The sequence below is a fragment of the Ohtaekwangia koreensis genome, assembly GCF_900167975.1.
GTDB lineage: Bacteria > Bacteroidota > Bacteroidia > Cytophagales > Cyclobacteriaceae > Ohtaekwangia > Ohtaekwangia koreensis.
Genome location: NZ_FUZU01000004.1, coordinates 400,453 through 418,755, shown reverse-complemented (window position 1 = coordinate 418,755; position 18,303 = coordinate 400,453). Strand labels below are relative to the sequence as shown.

19 protein-coding genes are annotated in these 18,303 nt (G+C 41.5%); 12 read left to right on the top strand and 7 right to left on the bottom strand.

Annotated elements, in window-relative coordinates:
* Positions 1–38: 38 nt before the first annotated feature.
* The 10 genes from B5Y40_RS25065 to B5Y40_RS25020 all read left to right on the top strand — a co-directional run bounded on the left by B5Y40_RS25065 (position 39) and on the right by B5Y40_RS25020 (position 9,278).
* Positions 39–1,049 carry a COX15/CtaA family protein gene (locus B5Y40_RS25065; protein WP_079689608.1) on the top strand — a complete coding sequence of 337 codons (1,011 nt, stop codon included), beginning with the start codon at positions 39–41 and terminating at the stop codon, positions 1,047–1,049.
* Complete coding sequence (gene cyoE / locus B5Y40_RS25060) at positions 1,050–1,946, top strand: heme o synthase (protein ID WP_079689607.1); 897 nt, start codon at positions 1,050–1,052, stop codon at positions 1,944–1,946.
* A 21-nt stretch (positions 1,947–1,967) separates the two neighbouring features.
* The gene (locus tag B5Y40_RS25055) at positions 1,968–2,552 is read left to right on the top strand and encodes a cytochrome c oxidase subunit 3 (protein WP_079689606.1); all 585 of its coding nucleotides are present in this window, start codon (positions 1,968–1,970) and stop codon (positions 2,550–2,552) included.
* 89 nt (positions 2,553–2,641) lie between these two features.
* Positions 2,642–3,388, top strand: a complete 747-nt coding sequence (locus tag B5Y40_RS25050; RefSeq protein ID WP_079689605.1) for a cytochrome c oxidase subunit 3 — start codon at positions 2,642–2,644, stop codon at positions 3,386–3,388.
* A gap of 32 nt (positions 3,389–3,420) precedes the next feature.
* Positions 3,421–3,753, top strand: coding sequence for a cytochrome C oxidase subunit IV family protein (locus tag B5Y40_RS25045; protein ID WP_079689604.1), 333 nt, complete (start codon positions 3,421–3,423; stop codon positions 3,751–3,753).
* A 110-nt stretch (positions 3,754–3,863) separates the two neighbouring features.
* On the top strand, positions 3,864–4,355 hold the full coding sequence (locus B5Y40_RS25040; protein WP_143785938.1) for a hypothetical protein: 492 nt from the start codon (positions 3,864–3,866) through the stop codon (positions 4,353–4,355).
* Between the two features lie 11 nt (positions 4,356–4,366).
* Entirely contained in the window at positions 4,367–4,897 is a 531-nt protein-coding gene (locus tag B5Y40_RS25035; RefSeq protein WP_079689602.1) for a DUF420 domain-containing protein, read from the top strand.
* A gap of 56 nt (positions 4,898–4,953) precedes the next feature.
* Positions 4,954–5,214, top strand: a complete 261-nt coding sequence (locus B5Y40_RS25030) for a hypothetical protein (protein WP_317043572.1) — start codon at positions 4,954–4,956, stop codon at positions 5,212–5,214.
* On the top strand, positions 5,174–5,551 hold the full coding sequence (locus tag B5Y40_RS25025; RefSeq protein ID WP_079689600.1) for a DUF983 domain-containing protein: 378 nt from the start codon (positions 5,174–5,176) through the stop codon (positions 5,549–5,551). The genes B5Y40_RS25030 and B5Y40_RS25025 overlap by 41 nt, the downstream gene beginning before the upstream one ends.
* A gap of 85 nt (positions 5,552–5,636) precedes the next feature.
* On the top strand, positions 5,637–9,278 hold the full coding sequence (locus B5Y40_RS25020; protein WP_079689599.1) for a sensor histidine kinase: 3,642 nt from the start codon (positions 5,637–5,639) through the stop codon (positions 9,276–9,278).
* A gap of 62 nt (positions 9,279–9,340) precedes the next feature.
* Here the strand turns inward: B5Y40_RS25020 and B5Y40_RS25015 are convergent, their stop codons facing one another.
* The 6 genes from B5Y40_RS25015 to B5Y40_RS24990 form a co-directional block, all read right to left on the bottom strand.
* The gene (locus B5Y40_RS25015; protein ID WP_079689598.1) at positions 9,341–10,960 is read right to left on the bottom strand and encodes an ABC-F family ATP-binding cassette domain-containing protein; all 1,620 of its coding nucleotides are present in this window, start codon (positions 10,958–10,960) and stop codon (positions 9,341–9,343) included.
* 204 nt (positions 10,961–11,164) lie between these two features.
* A complete protein-coding gene (gene mtgA, locus B5Y40_RS25010; protein ID WP_079689597.1) occupies positions 11,165–11,890 on the bottom strand; it encodes a monofunctional biosynthetic peptidoglycan transglycosylase in 726 nt (241 codons plus the stop codon).
* Positions 11,891–12,027: 137 nt separating this feature from the next.
* Positions 12,028–12,807, bottom strand: a complete 780-nt coding sequence (locus B5Y40_RS25005; RefSeq protein ID WP_079689596.1) for a hypothetical protein — start codon at positions 12,805–12,807, stop codon at positions 12,028–12,030.
* A gap of 117 nt (positions 12,808–12,924) precedes the next feature.
* Positions 12,925–13,083: a type II toxin-antitoxin system antitoxin gene (locus tag B5Y40_RS25000; protein WP_079689595.1), complete on the bottom strand. Its 159-nt coding sequence runs from the start codon at positions 13,081–13,083 to the stop codon at positions 12,925–12,927.
* A gap of 1 nt (position 13,084) precedes the next feature.
* Positions 13,085–13,627, bottom strand: a complete 543-nt coding sequence (locus B5Y40_RS24995) for a hypothetical protein (protein WP_079689594.1) — start codon at positions 13,625–13,627, stop codon at positions 13,085–13,087.
* A 22-nt stretch (positions 13,628–13,649) separates the two neighbouring features.
* A complete protein-coding gene (locus tag B5Y40_RS24990) occupies positions 13,650–14,498 on the bottom strand; it encodes an SPFH domain-containing protein (protein ID WP_079689593.1) in 849 nt (282 codons plus the stop codon).
* A 131-nt stretch (positions 14,499–14,629) separates the two neighbouring features.
* Here B5Y40_RS24990 and B5Y40_RS24985 point away from each other — a divergent pair, with 131 nt between their 5' ends.
* Positions 14,630–15,508 carry a bestrophin family protein gene (locus tag B5Y40_RS24985; protein WP_079689592.1) on the top strand — a complete coding sequence of 293 codons (879 nt, stop codon included), beginning with the start codon at positions 14,630–14,632 and terminating at the stop codon, positions 15,506–15,508.
* A gap of 90 nt (positions 15,509–15,598) precedes the next feature.
* Here the strand turns inward: B5Y40_RS24985 and B5Y40_RS30045 are convergent, their stop codons facing one another.
* Positions 15,599–15,721, bottom strand: coding sequence for a hypothetical protein (locus tag B5Y40_RS30045; RefSeq protein ID WP_262497191.1), 123 nt, complete (start codon positions 15,719–15,721; stop codon positions 15,599–15,601).
* 227 nt (positions 15,722–15,948) lie between these two features.
* Here B5Y40_RS30045 and B5Y40_RS24980 point away from each other — a divergent pair, with 227 nt between their 5' ends.
* Positions 15,949–18,303, top strand: coding sequence for a TonB-dependent receptor (locus B5Y40_RS24980; RefSeq protein ID WP_079689591.1), 2,355 nt, complete (start codon positions 15,949–15,951; stop codon positions 18,301–18,303).

Sequence of the window (18,303 nt, the reverse complement as noted above, 5' to 3'; positions counted from 1 at the left end):
CACTGAATCTGAAATCTGGAACCTTAAACTTTATAGACATGCGGTCTTTTCGCAGACTTACGATCTCAACGCTTATTGCTGTTTACCTTTTGATTTTGGTAGGGGGAATTGTACGCAGCACTGGCTCAGGTATGGGATGTCCCGATTGGCCCAAATGTTTTGGAAGTTGGACACCGCCACAATCAGTATCTGAACTCCCTAGTAATTACAAAGAGATTTACGCGGCATATCGCCAAAAGAAAAATATCCGCTTTGCTAAATACCTGAATGCTCTCGGCATGGAGGATACAGCACAAAAGTTGCTACAGGATCCTTCTGTTCTTCAGGAGAATGATTTTAATCCTACCAAAACCTGGATAGAGTATATCAATCGTATTGTAGGAGTCATCATTGGGTTTTTAATTTTTCTCGTGTTTGTGTCTTCTGTCAGGTTCTGGAATACCGAGCGAAGACTCACCGTAATCTCATTACTCACTTTTATATTGGTAGGGTTTCAAGGGTGGATCGGTTCATTTGTAGTCTCCACTAATCTCACACCCTGGACAGTGACGGTACATATGTTCCTGGCGCTTTTGATAGTTGCCATGCTGATTTATCTGTGGCATCGAAGTAGCTATTCAACCATGATTAATTCACCCCTTGGATTTTGGTGGTTGCTAGTCTGTATAGCGGTGCTGTTAGTGCAAACATTGCTCGGTACACAAGTGCGTGAAGCTATAGATCGCGTAGCAACGTGGGCGTCCCGTGAAATCTGGACTGCGAATCTTGGAGTTGAGTTTATACTTCATCGTTCGTTCTCCTGGATCGTGCTGGTACTGCATGTTGGATTAATACTCAATTTGCGTAAAACTGAAGGCTCAAAAGCTTTCCTCCTTGTCTTAATCATGCTAATTTTGGGCACTATTTTAACAGGGACGGGCATGGCTTATTTTGGTGTGCCACCATACCTTCAGCCCTTGCATTTGCTGTTTGCCACAACAACTTTTGGCGCTCAGTTTTTGCTCTTGCTGAAGTTAAACCGGAAAGAAGAATCAGTAGTAACAAATTAAATGATAGCAGGACAAATACATCAACTAACAGGTGCAGCGTTTGCCGGAGCAAAGGCTAAAGCATATTGGGAATTGCTGAAATTCAGATTGTCATTTCTGGTAGCTTTTTCATGTGCTTTTGGTTTTGTATTGGGAACATCTCGTGTTGACTGGTTTGTCCTTGCGATGGTATTTATCGGAGGTTTCTTACTTTCCGCATCATCCGTAATTGTTAATCAGATTATAGAAAAAGACCTGGATAAATTAATGACGCGCACGATGAACAGGCCGCTGCCTACTGATCGTGTTACTATTAATGAAGCTATCACAGTTTCTGCAATTTGTTTTGTATCCGGTGTAGGATTATTATTGATCTATACCAATCCTCTAACAACAGCACTTTCTATTCTGTCTATGGTGTTATATAGTTTTGTATATACACCCCTGAAAAGAGTAGGGCCTATAGCTGTATTTGTAGGCGCAATTCCAGGAGCACTTCCTCCGCTTTTAGGATGGACTGCAGCAACAGGAACTATATCTCACGAAGCGCTTATTATTTTTGGAATACAATTCATCTGGCAGTTTCCTCATTTCTGGGCTATTGCCTGGGTTGCCGATGAAGATTATAAAAAAGCAGGTTTCAAATTACTTCCGTCAAGCGGAGAAAAGGATTTGAATACAGCAGTGCAAATCATGATCTATACCATGTGCCTGATACCATTGGGAATGTTACCAGCTACATTTGGAATTACAGGTGTTAACTCGGCTATAGTAGCAACCATCTGTGGAGTACTTTTCTTCGCACAGACATTCTCGTTGATGAAGTCTGGTGACAGGAAAGCTGCTTTGAAAATCATGTTCGGTTCTTTTTTGTATTTGCCGATTGTACAGATTGCATACTTATTAGATAAAGTTTGATAAGAAGGGAAGGAGAACAGTATGGTACCAGAAATTAAAATAGTAGAAGAAGCAAAGAGTCCACTGGCAATGAATCCGAAGAAATTCGGACTGTGGCTTTTTATAGCAACCGTGATAATGCTTTTTGGTGCCTGGACCAGTGCCTACATCGTGAAGCGTGGTGACATGGGTTGGTCGGAGATTATTGTGCCAGATTTATTCTGGATAAACACGGGGATTATTCTGGCGAGCAGTGCTACAATGGTATGGGCTGTGCGCGCTGCACGCAAAGACAACCTTGAAGCGTTGAAGATAGCGTTAAGCATCACTACTATACTCGGTATAGCATTTGTCATCGGCCAGTTTATGGCGTTCGATCAAATGGTGGCATTGAAAGAGCATTTTACAGGCGGCCCTGTATCGCATTCATTTGTATATGTATTAAGTGGTGCGCACGCAGTTCACTTGGTGAGTGGAGTGATTTTTCTCATCATCGTGCTGGTGGCTGCGTTCCGTTTGAAAGTGCATTCCAAAAACATGAATCAAATAGAAATGTGTGCCACGTATTGGCATTTTTTGGATGTTCTTTGGCTATATTTGTTCGTCTTTCTGCTATTGAATAAATAGACGTTAGACATTTTACGGCACAGAGTATAAAATGAAGTATACTTGATGCTGATTGAATTAAGAAACTGAACTAATAACGATAAATTAAAATGGCAAGTACCTCAGTAGCAACAGCTCCGGGACGGAGCGCCTGGGATGGCGGAGCATCACCAATGGGTGCCAGTTATGGTAAACTAATGATGTGGTTCTTTTTGCTGTCAGATGCTTTTACTTTTTCTGCACTTCTTATCACATACGGTTTGGTGCGTTCAGCACATCCGGTATATACAGGTGCAGTAAGTGCATTTAAATTTTCCGCTGGCTACTGGCCTATACCTGAAAGAGTATTTGAAGCTGTTCCGTTCTTACACGGAGTTGAAGCTCCATTGGTGTTTGTGGGTATCATGACATTCATTCTCATCATGAGTTCTGTAACGATGGTGTTGGCAGTTGAAGCCGGTCATCGTATGGATCGCGTTGCTGTTGAGAAGTGGATGCTTTGGACTATACTCGGTGGTATAGCTTTCTTAAGCTGCCAGGCGTGGGAGTGGTCACACTTTATCCATGGAAGTGAAGCAGGTAAAGCTGTTGTTGAAGGAACTACATTCTTTGGAGCAAACCTGGTGCATAACCAATACGGTCCTCCTGATTTTGCCGCATTCTTCTTCTTCATAACAGGTTTCCACGGTTTTCACGTATTCAGTGGAGTTTGTTTGAACTTCCTCATATACTATAACACAGTAATGGGTGTGTACGACAGAAGAGGTCATTATGAAATGGTAGAGAAAGTCGGTTTATACTGGCACTTTGTAGACCTGGTTTGGGTATTCGTATTTACCTTCTTCTATCTAGTATAATTTAAGAAACGCTAACTGTTAATAGAATAAAGATGGCACACACTGAAGAAACTCTACATATAAATGTATTGCCTCCGGATCGCGCAAAAATTAAAAAACTTTGGATGACTGCACTCATATTGCTGGTCATTACGATCCTGGAATTTATTGTAGCATTTACGGTTCCGCATGAATACAAAGACCTTCGCGTTTGGATATTCATTACCATGACTATTGTGAAAGCTGGTTATATAGTAGGTGAATTCATGCACTTACGCTACGAAGTGAAAGTATTGATCTGGTCTATTCTGATCCCGATGATCTTTATCGTATGGATGCTCGTAGCATTTATATATGAAGGTATGGCGATTTCTGCAGTCAGATAATTTGTAAAAAATATATAGTATATAGAGGCTTAGGTGTGAACTTAAGCCTCTTTCATTTAGAATTGAATAAATGAAAAGTTGATCCTTCCTTGGTGGGATCAACGAGTAATATGAAAGGCAACAAAATAATTTTTCTCTTCCTCGCGTTTTTACTACCGATTTGTATTTTTCTTTTTCTCAAGTTCTTTGGTAAAAATGAATTTGCAGTAGAGCCGCTATATGGTACGATCGCTCCTGATGTACAGGAAGGATGCGCACCCGTATCTATTCCGTATTATGTTCCGGATAGTGTTACAAGCGCATTATCGTTTGGAAATGATAGCCTTGTATTGGTGATTTTCGGGAAGCCTGACAAAGAGGGTGCAACGCAACTAATGCGTATTGATGAAGAATTTCCTGAAGATAAGATCCAGCAAAAGATAATCACAGATGCAGATCCTCATTTTTCCTCCTGGAAGAAATGTATATTCTTTCTGAAGGAACCTTTTGATGTGATACTGGTTGATAGAAAGGGAATCATACGAGGACAGTATGTCTCAAACGATCGTGAAGAAATGGACAGGCTACTCACAGAAATCGCCATCATTCTTAAAAAATATTAATTGTCATATATATGGAACAATCTCTGGATGTTCAAAAAGAACCGTATAAGAAACTCATCATCGCGGTGTCTATACTTATTCCTGTAGTAGTAGCGATCTTGTTTGGAGTTAAAGTTCCGGGATACGACCTCTCGTTCCTTCCACCGATTTACGCTGCCATCAATGGCATCACTGCAGTACTGTTGATTACAGCCGTAATAGCAGTAAAGAACGGGAAGCTAAAGCTTCACGAAACGATCATGAAAATATGTATAGGGCTATCAGTAGCCTTCCTGGTAATGTATGTGCTTTATCACATGACCAGCGATACAACCGTGTACAGAGGAGAAGGAATGATTCGCTACGTTTATTATTTTATCCTCATCACACACATTTTGCTGTCCATTGCCATCATTCCGTTAGTGTTATTTACATTTTCACGCGCATGGTTTGGCAACTTTGAACGGCACAAAGCATTGGCTAAATTTACATTCCCGTTGTGGTTGTACGTGGCGGTGACAGGCGTGATCGTCTACCTGATGATCAGTCCCTATTATCAATAACACCGATCGATAGGTCTTCAATAAATTTGGAATAGATTTTTAAACAGTAACGCAGTATGATGACAAGAATTGTAACAACAGCTTTGCTCGTCCTTTTCATAAGCGTAAATGATGTACTGGCACAATGTGCTATGTGCCGCTCCACATTGGAGAATAATTATTCAAATGGAAATCCTGGCATCGCAGCCGGCATCAATACGGGCATCCTATATCTATTGGTATTGCCGTACCTGGCCGTTATGCTCCTCGGTTATTTCTGGTATAAATCAAGTAAGAATGCCCGCACCGAGTTATCTGAAAGCGCTGCTTCAAGGTAAGTGTCCGCGCTGTCGCAAAGGACCTATATTTAAATACCCCGCCAGTAATCTTTCCAAGTTTACTGTGATGAACGAACGCTGCCCACACTGTGACGTGAGGCTGGAACCTGAACCTGGATTTTATCAAGGCGCTATGTATGTGAGCTACGGATTTACGGTAGCCGCGTTAGTAGCTATGAGCATCATCTTCTATCTTTTCTTCTCCCACAGTTCCGAGTGGTTCCATATAGGTACATTCATTGCGTTAATGGTGCTTCTCATTCCTGTGAATTACAGATACTCACGCATTTTATATCTATACTTTTTCGGGGGGATTAAGCCTCTGGATGAAAAGTAGACTGGACAGATTTTTGTGGTGCTATAGCGATTAACGCGGAATGATCGTTAACTTTAACGATCATCACCCTTAGGCAGATTGCACTTTGAAATCGAAGTTAAAACTCATCGTAGCATGTATACTTTTCCTGGTAGCCGGACTTCTGGCGGCATACTATTCCTATCAGCAACCTTCACCACGGCTGTATGCGGAAAAGTTATCCGAAGGGGTTGCCAGGGAAGTTGAAGCGATTGAAAAAGAAGCTTCCACTATAATTCAAGCCGGAGTCACAGACTCCGCTATGTATGCAACAACACAATCTGAATATTCTTTCTTCCTATATGATAAAGGTTCTTTAGTATACTGGACAAACAACAAGTTTGTCCCCACGTTTGCATCAGTATCTGATCCCTTTATACTCAAGCTCTTAAAGTCTGGTAACAGCGATTATCTCGCACGCAAGTGGGCTATAGCGGGGCAGAAGTTTCTGGTAGGCGTCATTCCACTATATAAGCGGTACCCGATTACCAATGACTACCTCAGCATAGAATGGAACAAGCGAATCTTTCCAACCCGAAATATATTTATCCTGGAAGGAAATGCAACGGTAGGTATACCGGTTTGCGTGAAAGATGCATGCCCTTTTAAAGTAAATATTCTCAACGAACATTTACTCTTTCCTGAGCGTGCAGCGGCCGCAGTGATACTTCTTTCGATCGCTGTTGTTTTGGCAATCGTGCTGGTATACCGTGAAGCAAGACGGATAAAGTATCCGGAAGTGGGATTTATCATTCTTTACTTTTTCTTGCTGGGCTTACGAACAGTGATGGTGGGATTTAATTTCCCCGCTGCATTTGTTTCATCCGATCTTTTTAACCCGCAAATCTTTGCCTCGTCAACCTTAAATGCATCGCTTGCAGATCTTGTACTCAATGAGGCTGCAGTGCTTTTACTTTGCTTCTATATATTCAGACACTATATACATGGCAAAGGGTTACTCCGACTCGTACATCATAAAGTATGGTCGTGGCCAATCTCTTTTTTATTTGCTGCCTGTATACTTTTTGCTGCGCTTTTTCCATTTGTAGTAATCCAGACGCTCGCCAACAACTCTGTGATCGTACTCGATATAGCACAATCCCTGAAAGTAGATATACTTCGTATAGTTGCCTTGATAGCCGTGGTGATGGCAGGTATATGCTCGTTTCTTTTTTCGCATGCCTTCATTCGTCTTCTGGTAGCAGGTGGAAGTTATGTGAAGATCATCGTGTCATTTCTGTTGGCTACAGTATTGTTTGTAGTGATAAATGAATTCACCGGGCAAGAGTATATATCTTCACTCGTGATGGTGGTGCTTTATTGCATAGTGGTATATGCTTTAAAATTATACAGGAGCTTGAAACGGTTAAGCTTCGCGACCTTTGCTTATTTGTTCGTTGCTCTGTTTTTTATGGCAGCGAATGGTGCCTATACGCTTCAATATTTTGCTCATAAAAAGAAAATTGAAAATCAGTTTAGGTTTGCCAGTAACTTTTTGATTGATCGCGATGACTTTGGAGAGTACTTGCTATCCGAGACTGCCTCCAATGTGTCGCAGGATATTTTTATTCAGAAACGAATCACGAGTATATTTCTAAGCTATGACGCCATCCGCCAGAAAATAAGACAGGTATTTCTGCCCGCCTATTTTAATAAGTATGATGTCGATATATTTTTATTCAACGCGGCCGGGCAACCGCTGGATGATCTAACCTCAACTACATTTTCAGGATTAATTGCGCGGTACGACCAGGAAGCATATCGCACACAGTATGATAATGTATATTTCATCAATAGTCCGGAAGAGGAAGTTGCACAGCAATACTTGGTTCGTGTGCCGATTCGCAAGCAAGGTACTATATCAGGCCATGTTGTCCTCCAGCTTTCGCTGAAGAAAATTATTCCTGAAAATGTATACCCTGAGTTACTGGTTGATAACCGATTCAAACAATTCTTCCGCGAACAGGATATAAGCTATGCTGTTTTCTCAAGTGACAAGGTGTTATATAGCTCAGGAGATTTTAACTACGATCAGCTGTTTAGTATATCCTTGTTTGGCAATCCTGAAATCCATACGTCCGGTATAGCATTCAGTGGATATGACCACATTGCTGTGGAAGATGAAAACGGACGCATTGCAGTAGTCTCTTCACAACGCTCATCACTGACGTCTAAACTGTCTGGTTTTTCTTTCTTAATGGTGACCGGCTTAATGATCATCCTTGTATTGATTGTCGTGCAGGGTGCTGTGAATTATATACGTGGCGATAAATTATACTTTACGGCACGTATACAATTGCTCCTGAATCTTTCTTTTTTTCTGCCGCTAATCATTGTGAGCGTGATTACGTTACAGCTTATCAGCAGGTCATCTCAAAATCAATTGAATGAAGAATACCTGCGCAAGGCAAGAACTATAGGGGAGCAGATCTCGGGAAGGTTAAGTGATGTGTCGGAAGCCGGTGCTGATTACGTAAACAGCTTCTTTGAAGGACAGGTGAATAGCCTGGCAAAACTTGATAACCTGGACATTAACATCTATAGTCCGAAAGGTTTACTGATAGCCACCAGTCAGCCAATGATTGAAGAAAACGAATTGTTGTCAGACTATATTAGTTCCAGCGCCTTGCAACGTATAAAGAAGGGACAGCATCGTTTCATCGACACTGAACAAGTAGGGAAGTTGCAATACTTTGTCGCCTATACGGTATTAAAATCTCCGGTGAGTGGAAATGCTATAGGTATATTAGGGATTCCCTTCTTCCGTTCAGGCGCATCGTTGGAGCGCGTGCAGATTAATATATTTACAAACATCCTCAATATTTTTGCGTTGATATTTATAGCGCTTGTCGTACTGGCATATTTTGTTTCCAAGTGGCTTACGTTTCCACTGGAGTTCATAACACAATCGCTGCGAAGAACATCGCTTACCAAAACGAATCAACCTTTGGTGTGGAAAGCCGATGATGAAATTGGGTTGATGGTAAAAGAGTATAACCAAATGCTCTATAATCTTGGTGAAAGTAAAGCAGAGCTGGAGCAAACACAACGCGAGCGTACATGGCGTGAGGTTGCTCAGCAGGTGGCGCATGAAATTAAAAATCCCTTGACACCTATGAAGCTGACATTGCAACAACTTGAACGAAATATACAATCTGGAACGAATGCTACAGAAAAAACTGCTAAGGCTGTATCTTCTTTGCTCACACAAGTCGATACATTAAATGATATAGCTTCCTCGTTCAGTGCCTTTGCTAAAATGCCGGAACCTGTTATTCAACCCGTTGAATTGGTAAGTCTTCTTAAACGTATTGTTGATTTGCATAGTCATTCGGGAGAGATCATTCTGAAAAATCCAATCAAGGAACTATATGTATTGGGAGATGAGCAGCTCTTGGGGCGTACGTTTTCAAATATTATTCTCAACGCCTTTCAGGCCGCACGTCCCGGTGAAGCAGCCGTGGTACATATAGCAGTACAAAAGAAAGACAATGCAGCTTTAATTTCTTTTCAGGATAACGGAAAAGGCATTGAGCCCGATGTCGCTGAGCGTATTTTCTATCCACACTTTACAACCAAGAAATCAGGCTCGGGCCTGGGTCTTGCCATTGCTAAGCAAGCCATTGAGCAAATGAAAGGACGCATCTGGTTTGAGACTCAAGTAGGGAAGGGGACAACCTTTTTTATCGAGATACTTATAAAAGGCTGACGTATCCAATAATTCCGTAAAGACCTTATACTATAAATTAAGAAAAGGAAGGAAGCGCTTGCTTATGCATAGAGCGCTTCCTTCTGTTCTGCTACTTTGTCGCTTTCGATATACTCATCGTAAGACATAAGTTTATCGATATAGCCGTTCGGAGTTATTTCAAGAATACGGTTCGCTACAGTTTGCGTGAACTCGTGATCGTGTGAAGTAAATATTACTGTCCCAGGGAAATCTTTAAGCGCGTTGTTAAAAGCTGTGATCGATTCAAGATCCAGGTGATTGGTGGGCTCATCCAGTATCAGTACGTTCGCACCGGTTAACATCATGCGCGAGATCATGCAACGCATCTTTTCTCCTCCGGAAAGTACATTACATTTCTTGAACACTTCTTCACCCGAGAATAACATTTTACCAAGGAAGCCACGGATATATACTTCATCCTTGTTTTCATCTTCAGCAAACTGGCGAAGCCAGTCAACGAGGTTATCGTTCGATTGGAAAAACTTTTCGTTATTGTTAGGCAGGTACGCAGTAGTGATTGTCTGTCCGAATTTAAATTCTCCTGAATCAGGTTTTAATTCCCCTGTCAATATCTGGAAGAGTGAAGTGATCGCGAGACTTTCCTTACTGAGTACAGCGATCTTGTCGCCCTTATTAACATATAGGTCGAGGTTCTTAAACAACGTAACACCGTTCAAAGAATACGTGAGGTTTTCGATTTGGAGTATTTGATCACCAGCCGTTCTTTTTTGTTGGTATATAATGGCAGGATATCTTCTCGTAGAAGGTTGAATATCGTCTACGTTGATTTTGTCGAGTAATTTTCTCCGGCTCGTAGCCTGTCTTGACTTAGAAGCATTGGCGCTGAAGCGCGCAATGAATTCTTGCAATTCTTTCTTCTTGTCTTCAGCTTTCTTGTTCGCAGAAGAGCGTTGTTGTAATGCCAGCTGACTGGATTGATACCAGAATGAATAGTTACCCGTATATAGCTTGATCGCACTGAAATCTATATCCACTACATGTGTACACACCGTATCAAGAAAATGTCGGTCGTGAGATACCACGATCACTATATTTTTAAACTCTAGAAGAAAATCTTCCAGCCATGTGATCGTGTTGATGTCAAGATCGTTGGTAGGTTCATCGAGGATGAGTATATCCGGGTTGCCGAAGAGTGCTTGCGCGAGCAGGACTCTCACTTTCTGATTACCACTTAACTCTTTCAGCAATTTATAGTGTTCTTCTTCTGCGATTCCCAAACCGCTTAATAAAGCTGCAGCATCAGACTGAGCATTCCATCCATCCATCTCGGCAAAATCGGCTTCAAGTTCGGAGGCACGAACACCATCAGCTTCTGAAAAATCAGGCTTTGCATATATAGCATCCTTCTCTTGCATGATGCTCCATAGTTTCGCATGTCCCATCATCACCGTATCCAACACTGAAGTCTCATCATACTCGTGGTGATTTTGGCGTAGCACAGTCATACGTTTGCCTGGCTCAATGCTTATATTTCCACGGGTAGGGTCAATGTCTCCGGCCAGGATTTTCAGGAATGTAGATTTACCGGCACCATTGGCACCGATCACACCGTAGCAGTTACCGGGAGTGAACTTAATGTTCACTTCGTCAAAAAGTACGCGCTTGCCGAACTGGAGAGAGATGTTATTTGCTGAAATCATGTTGTTGAAAAAAAATCAAGCTGCAAAGATAACGAAAAAGAGTGACGCGGACTTCGGTGGATTTGTGGAGTGTAGGTTAATTTTGATTTCCCGCTCAACGGCCGTTAAAAATTTCATCAGGCCATAGCCGTTGCAAAGTTTCTATTCTGCATACGGATCATGCACACGTTTACGAGGCCAAATTCGAATGACACAACTCAATTTTCAATGCGAGTAACCTTTCTCTTTTTTCAAAGATTTTCCCTTTAGCAACATGTCAATGTCGTCATCATTGCGCAGGTAAACCATTTGGGTAATGATCCAGGCCGATCGTCTCTCCATATAGGATGACGGTGGATTCACTTTATATTTCTTGGGATTGGGAAGGTTCGCTGCAATCAGCGAGGCTTCCCGCTGCGTGAGGTACTTGCACGATTTTTTAAAATATCGCCTGGAGGCTGCTTCGATACCAAATGTTCCAATGCCCATTTCGGCCACATTCATATATACTTCCAGGATTCTTTTCTTGCCCCAGATTTTTTCGATCATGAACGTGAAGTAGGCTTCCAGTCCTTTGCGAGTCCAGCTTCGTCCTTGCCACAGAAAAACATTCTTTGCCACTTGTTGACTAATGGTAGAACCGCCCCGCACAATGGAAGCTTTCTTGCGATCATTATACTCGATTGCCTTTTCTATACTCTTCCAGTCGAAGCCGTTGTGCACCGGGAATAACTGATCTTCCGAAGACATAATGGCAAGTGGAGCATTTGAAGATATATCTTTCCAACGAACATAATCACGTTTCAGTCCGTTGCCACTGACCCAACTCACGAATTGTGTAATGGTAATGGGAGGATCAACCCATTTTAGAATTACTATATAAAGGAGATGAGCAAAAAAGAGTATAACGAATGCCTTCTTCAGGATATGTCCGGTCTTCTTAAAATTCATGGTATATCTCAGCGAAACAAAGTATAAAAAATGCTGATGCTAACGAGCCGTAAAAATACAAGTTGAAAAAATATAGTACGGAGTCCTGGTGAAAAAAATCTTGTCGTCAGGACTCCGTGAGAATATATAGCGATGTCTTAGTTCAGTTCTTTTAAAGCAGTTTCTAAATCTGCCTGGAGTTCCGGTTGCGTCAGTGTACCTTTCAGTCCATTGATTAAAAAGTTGGGCACTTTTTCTGATTTGGAAATTTTGTTTTTGATTTCACCGATCATTTCAAGTGCGTTCGTTTTCCCTTCAAATTCAGTAAGACCTTTTACTTTGTTTTCCAGTATATCCCAGGAGTTGATCTTTTTCACTTGCTCGGTGCGCGTTGCAATCACTTGTGTATGCTCGGCAGTTCTTCCGTTGATGCACGCATTATACTCATCGATGATGGTATCCAAATCTTTTTTGCCATATGTGCCATCTTCAATTTTTGATTCTATAGCAGGGCAATCGTTGAAAAAGCGTGACGTTATTTTCTTGAAGCTCAGGTTCGGTACTTCCGTTCCGGTGCCATCTCGTTTCAATAAAAAGCGTCCATCATAGGAAGTCTGATTTTCAAGTTGAAAAGCATATAGGGAAACGTAACCAGCTTTCAGAAGCTTCATAAATGTATACCCTGAAGGACCTTTTACAGGCTGATAGACTTCTCCTTTCAAAGAATATGCCTTCACCTGAAAAATAGGCACTACGGTTTTCTTTTTATCCGCACTTGTCACCTGTACTTTTTTATCAGGTCCGAATGTGAGTGGCTTGATAGAACCAGTCAGCGTGTCGCCTTTTACGTTCACAACATAATCTTGCGCAGACACGCATTGATACACGAGCATTAAAACGAAAAACAGGATAATGTGAATAATACCAAAAGTTTTCATAGGGATCGTTAGCGATTAATAATTATAGGTGTGTTGAAAAATAGTGTGGAATGCGTGTGAGCGTCTTCGTAAGAAATTTCCGAAATCGAAATATAAAAGGATTTTATCACAAGAAGTTTAACTTTTTGATTTCAATCGGTTTGCATCCTTCAGGGCTTTGCTGATTATCCATTCAAGTTGCCCATTCGTACTGCGAAATTCGTCACCAGCCCATTTTTCAACGGCTTTTAAAATTTCAGGGTCCAGCCTTAAAACAAAAGGTTTCTTCTGCGCCATGCTATTCTGTTAAATGATTTGACAACAGGCGCCTCAGCGCCCGGTCGAATTCTTCTGGATTTTGTGTGCCGATTAGTAATTTATGTTTGCCCGATAGCATGAAGCGAATATGCTTTGATCCTCGGATCACCATGCTCTGACTCTTCCGGAAAAAATTACGATGATATCCGAAACCTCCTGTCTCCAGGATATTTCTTGTTCTGCGAATCTCATATGAAATAATGTCACGCTTCGTGATCACATTCCATGAAGCTTTGTTCGGAAAGAATTTATAGTGCACTCCGTCCTGGTCTATATATACTTCCAGTCTGATGGAATATAATAACCAGGTTATCATGGCCCAACTAAGAAGCAACGCACATAAAAAAATAATAAGCCCGTTATCAGACATAGGTTCATCTCCCCACGGCTCTCCGGTAATTAACTGCGTGTACATACCATAGAGAAACGGTATGATCAATAAGGCTGAAAGAACTATAAGTATATACCAGATCCATCGGTTCTGTCTTAAAAGTTGTATTTCTTCGAAGTATCTGCGTGCCATATATAGTGTTGACCTATGCCGATCAATGATTAAGCGTTCCCGTATTTACAACCGGATTCACATCTTTATCAGAGCAAAGCACTACCATGAGGTTGCTCACCATGGCGGCTTTACGTTCTTCATCAAGTTCAATGATTCCTTGTTTGGAGAGTTGATCCAGGGCCATCTGTACCATGCTCACAGCACCTTCTACAATTTTAAAACGTGCCGATACAACGGCTGCAGCTTGTTGCCTGCGTAACATAGCACCTGCAATTTCAGGAGCGTATGAAAGTGAACCTATACGCGCTTCTACTACATGGATACCAGCGATGTCCAGGCGGTTACGCAGATTTTCTTCCAGTGCATGATTTACCTCATCATGTCCGGAACGCAACGTTACTTCTTGCTCAACATCAAAGTTGTCATATGCATATTGTCCTGCAAGCCTGCGCACAGCAGAATCACTTTGCAGTTTTACAAATGATTCATAGTTATCAACCTCGAAGGTTGCTTTAAACGTATCGCGCACCTGCCATACGAGGATTACACCAATCTGTATCGGGTTACCAACTTTATCGTTTACCTTGATCTTGTCACTATCAAAGTTACGGGCACGTAACGAAAGTGGCTTTCTGCTGAATAAAGGATTCGCCCAATGAAAACCATTTGTTTTAACCGTGCCGCTATACTCACCAAACAATACGAGTACAACCGAGCTGTTCGGATTCAAAAAGAAAAAACCTGGCATCATGATCACCATTAGCCCGATGGTTAAAATAGCAACCGGACTATGCCACGACATTAACATCAAGCTTATTACAGCAAGTACGATTACAACCACCAGCATCATATAACCTGATATTGGCGAGAAGTCCTTTTCTTTTTTCATAATGGGTGATATTAAAATGATATTATAAAGATATTGAATTGATAATTGTAACGCAAACGGCTGCCGATGGTTTACGTTGCATAAGAATATTTCTTGGACTTTATTTGCGACCTGAAACCGCTTCATACCCTATGATAAAGTACAATCCTAAAACCTGGATGGGCCTTATTCTTCATTCGTATAGCCGTCACGTACTAAGAACTATGCTGCCAGTGATTACCGTTATGGGTGTATTTACAACGTTAGTATGTTATGTGATTGTCGATTATCTCGGTTTGAAGCCAAATGAATTTCCGGGTACAACGGCCGTGCACTCTTTGTTGGGTATAGTGTTGGGTTTATTCCTGGTGTTCAGAACCAACTCTGCATACGATCGCTGGTGGGAAGGAAGAAGACAATGGGGAGGTGTTGTAAACAGCACGCGTAACTTTGCTCTCAAATTAAACGCCTATATAAGTAGAGAAGATCATGAAACCCGCGAGTGGTTTGCTAAAATGATTCCCAATTTTGTTTATGCGATGAAAGAACATCTTCGCACGGGTGTTCAACTTTCAGAACTGGAAGCAGTGAGCGATACCTTTCTTGATGAGCTGAAGAATATAAAGCATAAGCCTAACAAGGTGTCAGCAATGCTCTATTGTAAAATAACAGAGCTATATAAATCGAATAAACTGAGTGGTGATCAAATGATCAACATAGATAAAGAACTCAAAGATTTTACGGATTTAATAGGAGCCTGCGAGCGAATCAAGAATACACCTATTCCATATTCGTATTCCATGTTCATTAAGAAATTTATCTTTATTTATATCGTGACGCTGCCATTCGGTTTTGTAACCACATTCGAATACTTTACTATACCAACAGTATTATTAGTTTCCTATGTGTTGCTAAGTGTAGAGTTAATCGCTGAAGAAATTGAAGATCCGTTTGGCCGTGACATAAACGATTTACCTACAGATGAATTAGCTGGAAAAATCAAAGACAATGTGAGGGAGATTCTTCTATAGCAATTGCGTTGCACCAAAAGACAACTCTACTTAACAGAGTTTATCGTTTAATAATACTCCCGAAGATTTTTGCTTCGTGCTTTTTCTTTATCAGAACATGGTGCTGACAATAAAATAAATGATGATCATCAGGATCAGGGAAGCATACATAATAAGGTCAACCCGCACATACGGCTTATACTCCCGGTATAGATCTCTTAGCTTTTTAAACATACTTAAATCGATTGCCGACCCTCTTCTCAGTGTTAAAATGACACTGTAAATGTATTAACAATAATTTTTTATTGGTAAGGCAACAAATCTTTTCTTTTCCCGTGCTAGTAGACCTGCCCCTGATGCTTTAGTGCGCTAAAGTAATTATAACTTTTTTTTAGTGAGTGATAGGGGGTAATAACCAATGTGATTGTCTAAGACCCAAATATTACAAACCCCAATCTCACATGATTCGAATTTTTATTGTTGTAACGTTAGCCCTGGTGAGCTCTATGGCTCGATCGCAGGATAAAGTGACCTTGAATGGTTATGTTAAGGATACTGATAACGGTGAAGAGCTTATAGGCGTTACCGTTTACATTCCCGAGCTGAAGGCAGGCACCGCTACAAATGCTTATGGTTTCTACTCTATTACTGTTCCCAAGGGTAAATATGAAGTGCAGTATAGCTTTGTAGGGTATACATCTCAAAGTGTTTCCATTACACTGGATGCTGATGTTTCTAGAAATATAGAGTTGGGTGGAGTAGCCCAGATCATGAATGAAGTAGAGATATCAGAAAGACCGATTGATGAAAACGTGATTGCTGTCCAAATGAGCAAAAACACGTTAAACATGAGTCAGGTGAAAAAATTACCAACACTCTTTGGCGAGGTTGATATAATCAAGAATGTACAGGCGTTACCCGGAGTAATCTCTGCAGGCGAAGGAACTTCAGCGTTTTTTGTTCGCGGTGGCGGTGGTGATCAGAACCTGATCCTGATCGATGAAGCTCCTATATATGATGCATCTCACTTGGGAGGTCTCGTATCCGTTTTTAATGCCGATGTTATTAAAGAGTCCGAACTATATAAAGGAGGAATACCTTCGCGTTTCGGAGGCCGGTTGTCTTCCATTCTTGAAGTGCGTACTATCGATGGTAACAATAAACGATTGGGTGTTACTGCCGGTATAGGTACGATGGCGAGTCGCGTGATGATTGAAGCCCCCTTAAAAAAAGACAAGAGCTCATTTATACTCTCCGGAAGGACCTCAAACCTCGGGCTATATTTGACAGCTGCTGATACTGAAAATAAAATAAATTTCTATGACCTGAACGCGAAGATCAACTGGCGCGCGAATAATAAAAACAGGTTCTTCTTGTCGGGATATACCGGCCGTGATAATATTTCATTCTCTGGTGGCGATATAGGATTCGGCTGGGGTAACTCAACGGCTACATTCCGGTGGAACCACCTCTTCAATGAACGTCTGTTTTCAAACACTACGTTAATTGCAAGTAACTTTGATTATTCATTCGAGATTAAAGATCCTATACAAGGTTTTAAATGGACTTCCAGCTTACAGGAAGTAAGTTTAAAAAATGACCTGACGTATTTTATCAACGTCAATAATGAATTCACCTTTGGTTATCATTTATCCGGAAGAAGATTCTCACCGGCATTGGTAGAACCAAACTCGGACGAGTCCATGTTCGAAAGAACGGAGTTCGATAAAATGTATGCACTCGATCACGGCATATATATAAGCAATCAACGCAGAATCACGGAAGCACTTACACTGGATGTAGGATTACGCCTCTCGATTTTCCAGAACATGGGTCCCGGCAAAGTATATCTGTATGAAGATCCAAAAGATAACGCTGATCCTACACGCATAGATTCAATGGACTATAAATCATGGGAGACTGTGAAGACCTATATCAACCTTGAGCCACGCCTTGGAATACGGTATTCACTTTCAGATGATAAGTCGATCAAGTTGTCCTATAATCGCATGGTGCAGAATACTCACTTGATTGCTGCCGGTACAGTTCCGTTACCTTTCAATACCTGGAGCCCGAGTGGTTACTACCTGAAGCCACAAATCGCTGACCAGATTGCCCTTGGATATTTTCAAAACCTGAAGGACAATATGTACGAAGCTTCTGTCGAAGTATACTATAAGGATGCGCAGAATATAACTGACTTTGCTGATAATGCAGAGATCCAGTTGAACAAGAATCTTACAACGGAGTATCGCCAGGGAGATGCGTGGTCGTATGGTGCTGAGTTCATGGTGAATAAGAAAGAGGGGCGCCTTACCGGTATGGTAAGCTATACATGGTCGAAAGCACTGCGTCAGATTGAAGGTGTAAACCAGGGACGCGAGTATGCTGCTAATTACGATCGCAGAAATGTAGTGAACATGAACGCTGCCTTCGAACTCAATGACAAATGGACATTCGGTGGCGCTTTTACCTATAGCACAGGTCGCCCGACTACTGTACCTTCCGCTAAATATGAATATGGTTCATACTTGCCGGATGCTGTAACGGAGCGCAACGGATATAGACTTCCTGCTTTCCATCGCCTTGATCTTTCGGCAACGCTTAACCCGCGCAAGAATGCAAACCGTAAATGGAAAGGGCAATGGATCTTCTCAATATACAATGTATATAGTCGCAAGAATGCCTTCACATTATATACCCGAACCAAGCAGGATAGTGATGGTAACATCATAGGCGATGGTACCGAAAAAGAAGCTCGCATGGTATACCTGTTCCCATTTATGCCTTCTGTTACCTATAACATTAAATTCTAG

Bases quoted from the DNA above. Each gene is read 5' to 3' on its own strand.
- B5Y40_RS25065 (WP_079689608.1), top strand. From the start codon at position 39: ATGCGGTCTTTTCGCAGACTTACGATCTCAACGCTTATTGCTGTTTAC.
- cyoE (WP_079689607.1), top strand. From the start codon at position 1,050: ATGATAGCAGGACAAATACATCAACTAACAGGTGCAGCGTTTGCCGGA.
- B5Y40_RS25055 (WP_079689606.1), top strand. From the start codon at position 1,968: ATGGTACCAGAAATTAAAATAGTAGAAGAAGCAAAGAGTCCACTGGCA.
- B5Y40_RS25050 (WP_079689605.1), top strand. From the start codon at position 2,642: ATGGCAAGTACCTCAGTAGCAACAGCTCCGGGACGGAGCGCCTGGGAT.
- B5Y40_RS25045 (WP_079689604.1), top strand. From the start codon at position 3,421: ATGGCACACACTGAAGAAACTCTACATATAAATGTATTGCCTCCGGAT.
- B5Y40_RS25040 (WP_143785938.1), top strand. From the start codon at position 3,864: ATGAAAGGCAACAAAATAATTTTTCTCTTCCTCGCGTTTTTACTACCG.
- B5Y40_RS25035 (WP_079689602.1), top strand. From the start codon at position 4,367: ATGGAACAATCTCTGGATGTTCAAAAAGAACCGTATAAGAAACTCATC.
- B5Y40_RS25030 (WP_317043572.1), top strand. From the start codon at position 4,954: ATGATGACAAGAATTGTAACAACAGCTTTGCTCGTCCTTTTCATAAGC.
- B5Y40_RS25025 (WP_079689600.1), top strand. From the start codon at position 5,174: ATGCCCGCACCGAGTTATCTGAAAGCGCTGCTTCAAGGTAAGTGTCCG.
- B5Y40_RS25015 (WP_079689598.1), bottom strand. From the start codon at position 10,960: ATGATTTCAGCAAATAACATCTCTCTCCAGTTCGGCAAGCGCGTACTT.
- mtgA (WP_079689597.1), bottom strand. From the start codon at position 11,890: ATGAATTTTAAGAAGACCGGACATATCCTGAAGAAGGCATTCGTTATA.
- B5Y40_RS25005 (WP_079689596.1), bottom strand. From the start codon at position 12,807: ATGAAAACTTTTGGTATTATTCACATTATCCTGTTTTTCGTTTTAATG.
- B5Y40_RS25000 (WP_079689595.1), bottom strand. From the start codon at position 13,083: ATGGCGCAGAAGAAACCTTTTGTTTTAAGGCTGGACCCTGAAATTTTA.
- B5Y40_RS24995 (WP_079689594.1), bottom strand. From the start codon at position 13,627: ATGGCACGCAGATACTTCGAAGAAATACAACTTTTAAGACAGAACCGA.
- B5Y40_RS24990 (WP_079689593.1), bottom strand. From the start codon at position 14,498: ATGAAAAAAGAAAAGGACTTCTCGCCAATATCAGGTTATATGATGCTG.
- B5Y40_RS24985 (WP_079689592.1), top strand. From the start codon at position 14,630: ATGATAAAGTACAATCCTAAAACCTGGATGGGCCTTATTCTTCATTCG.
- B5Y40_RS30045 (WP_262497191.1), bottom strand. From the start codon at position 15,721: ATGTTTAAAAAGCTAAGAGATCTATACCGGGAGTATAAGCCGTATGTG.
- B5Y40_RS24980 (WP_079689591.1), top strand. From the start codon at position 15,949: ATGATTCGAATTTTTATTGTTGTAACGTTAGCCCTGGTGAGCTCTATG.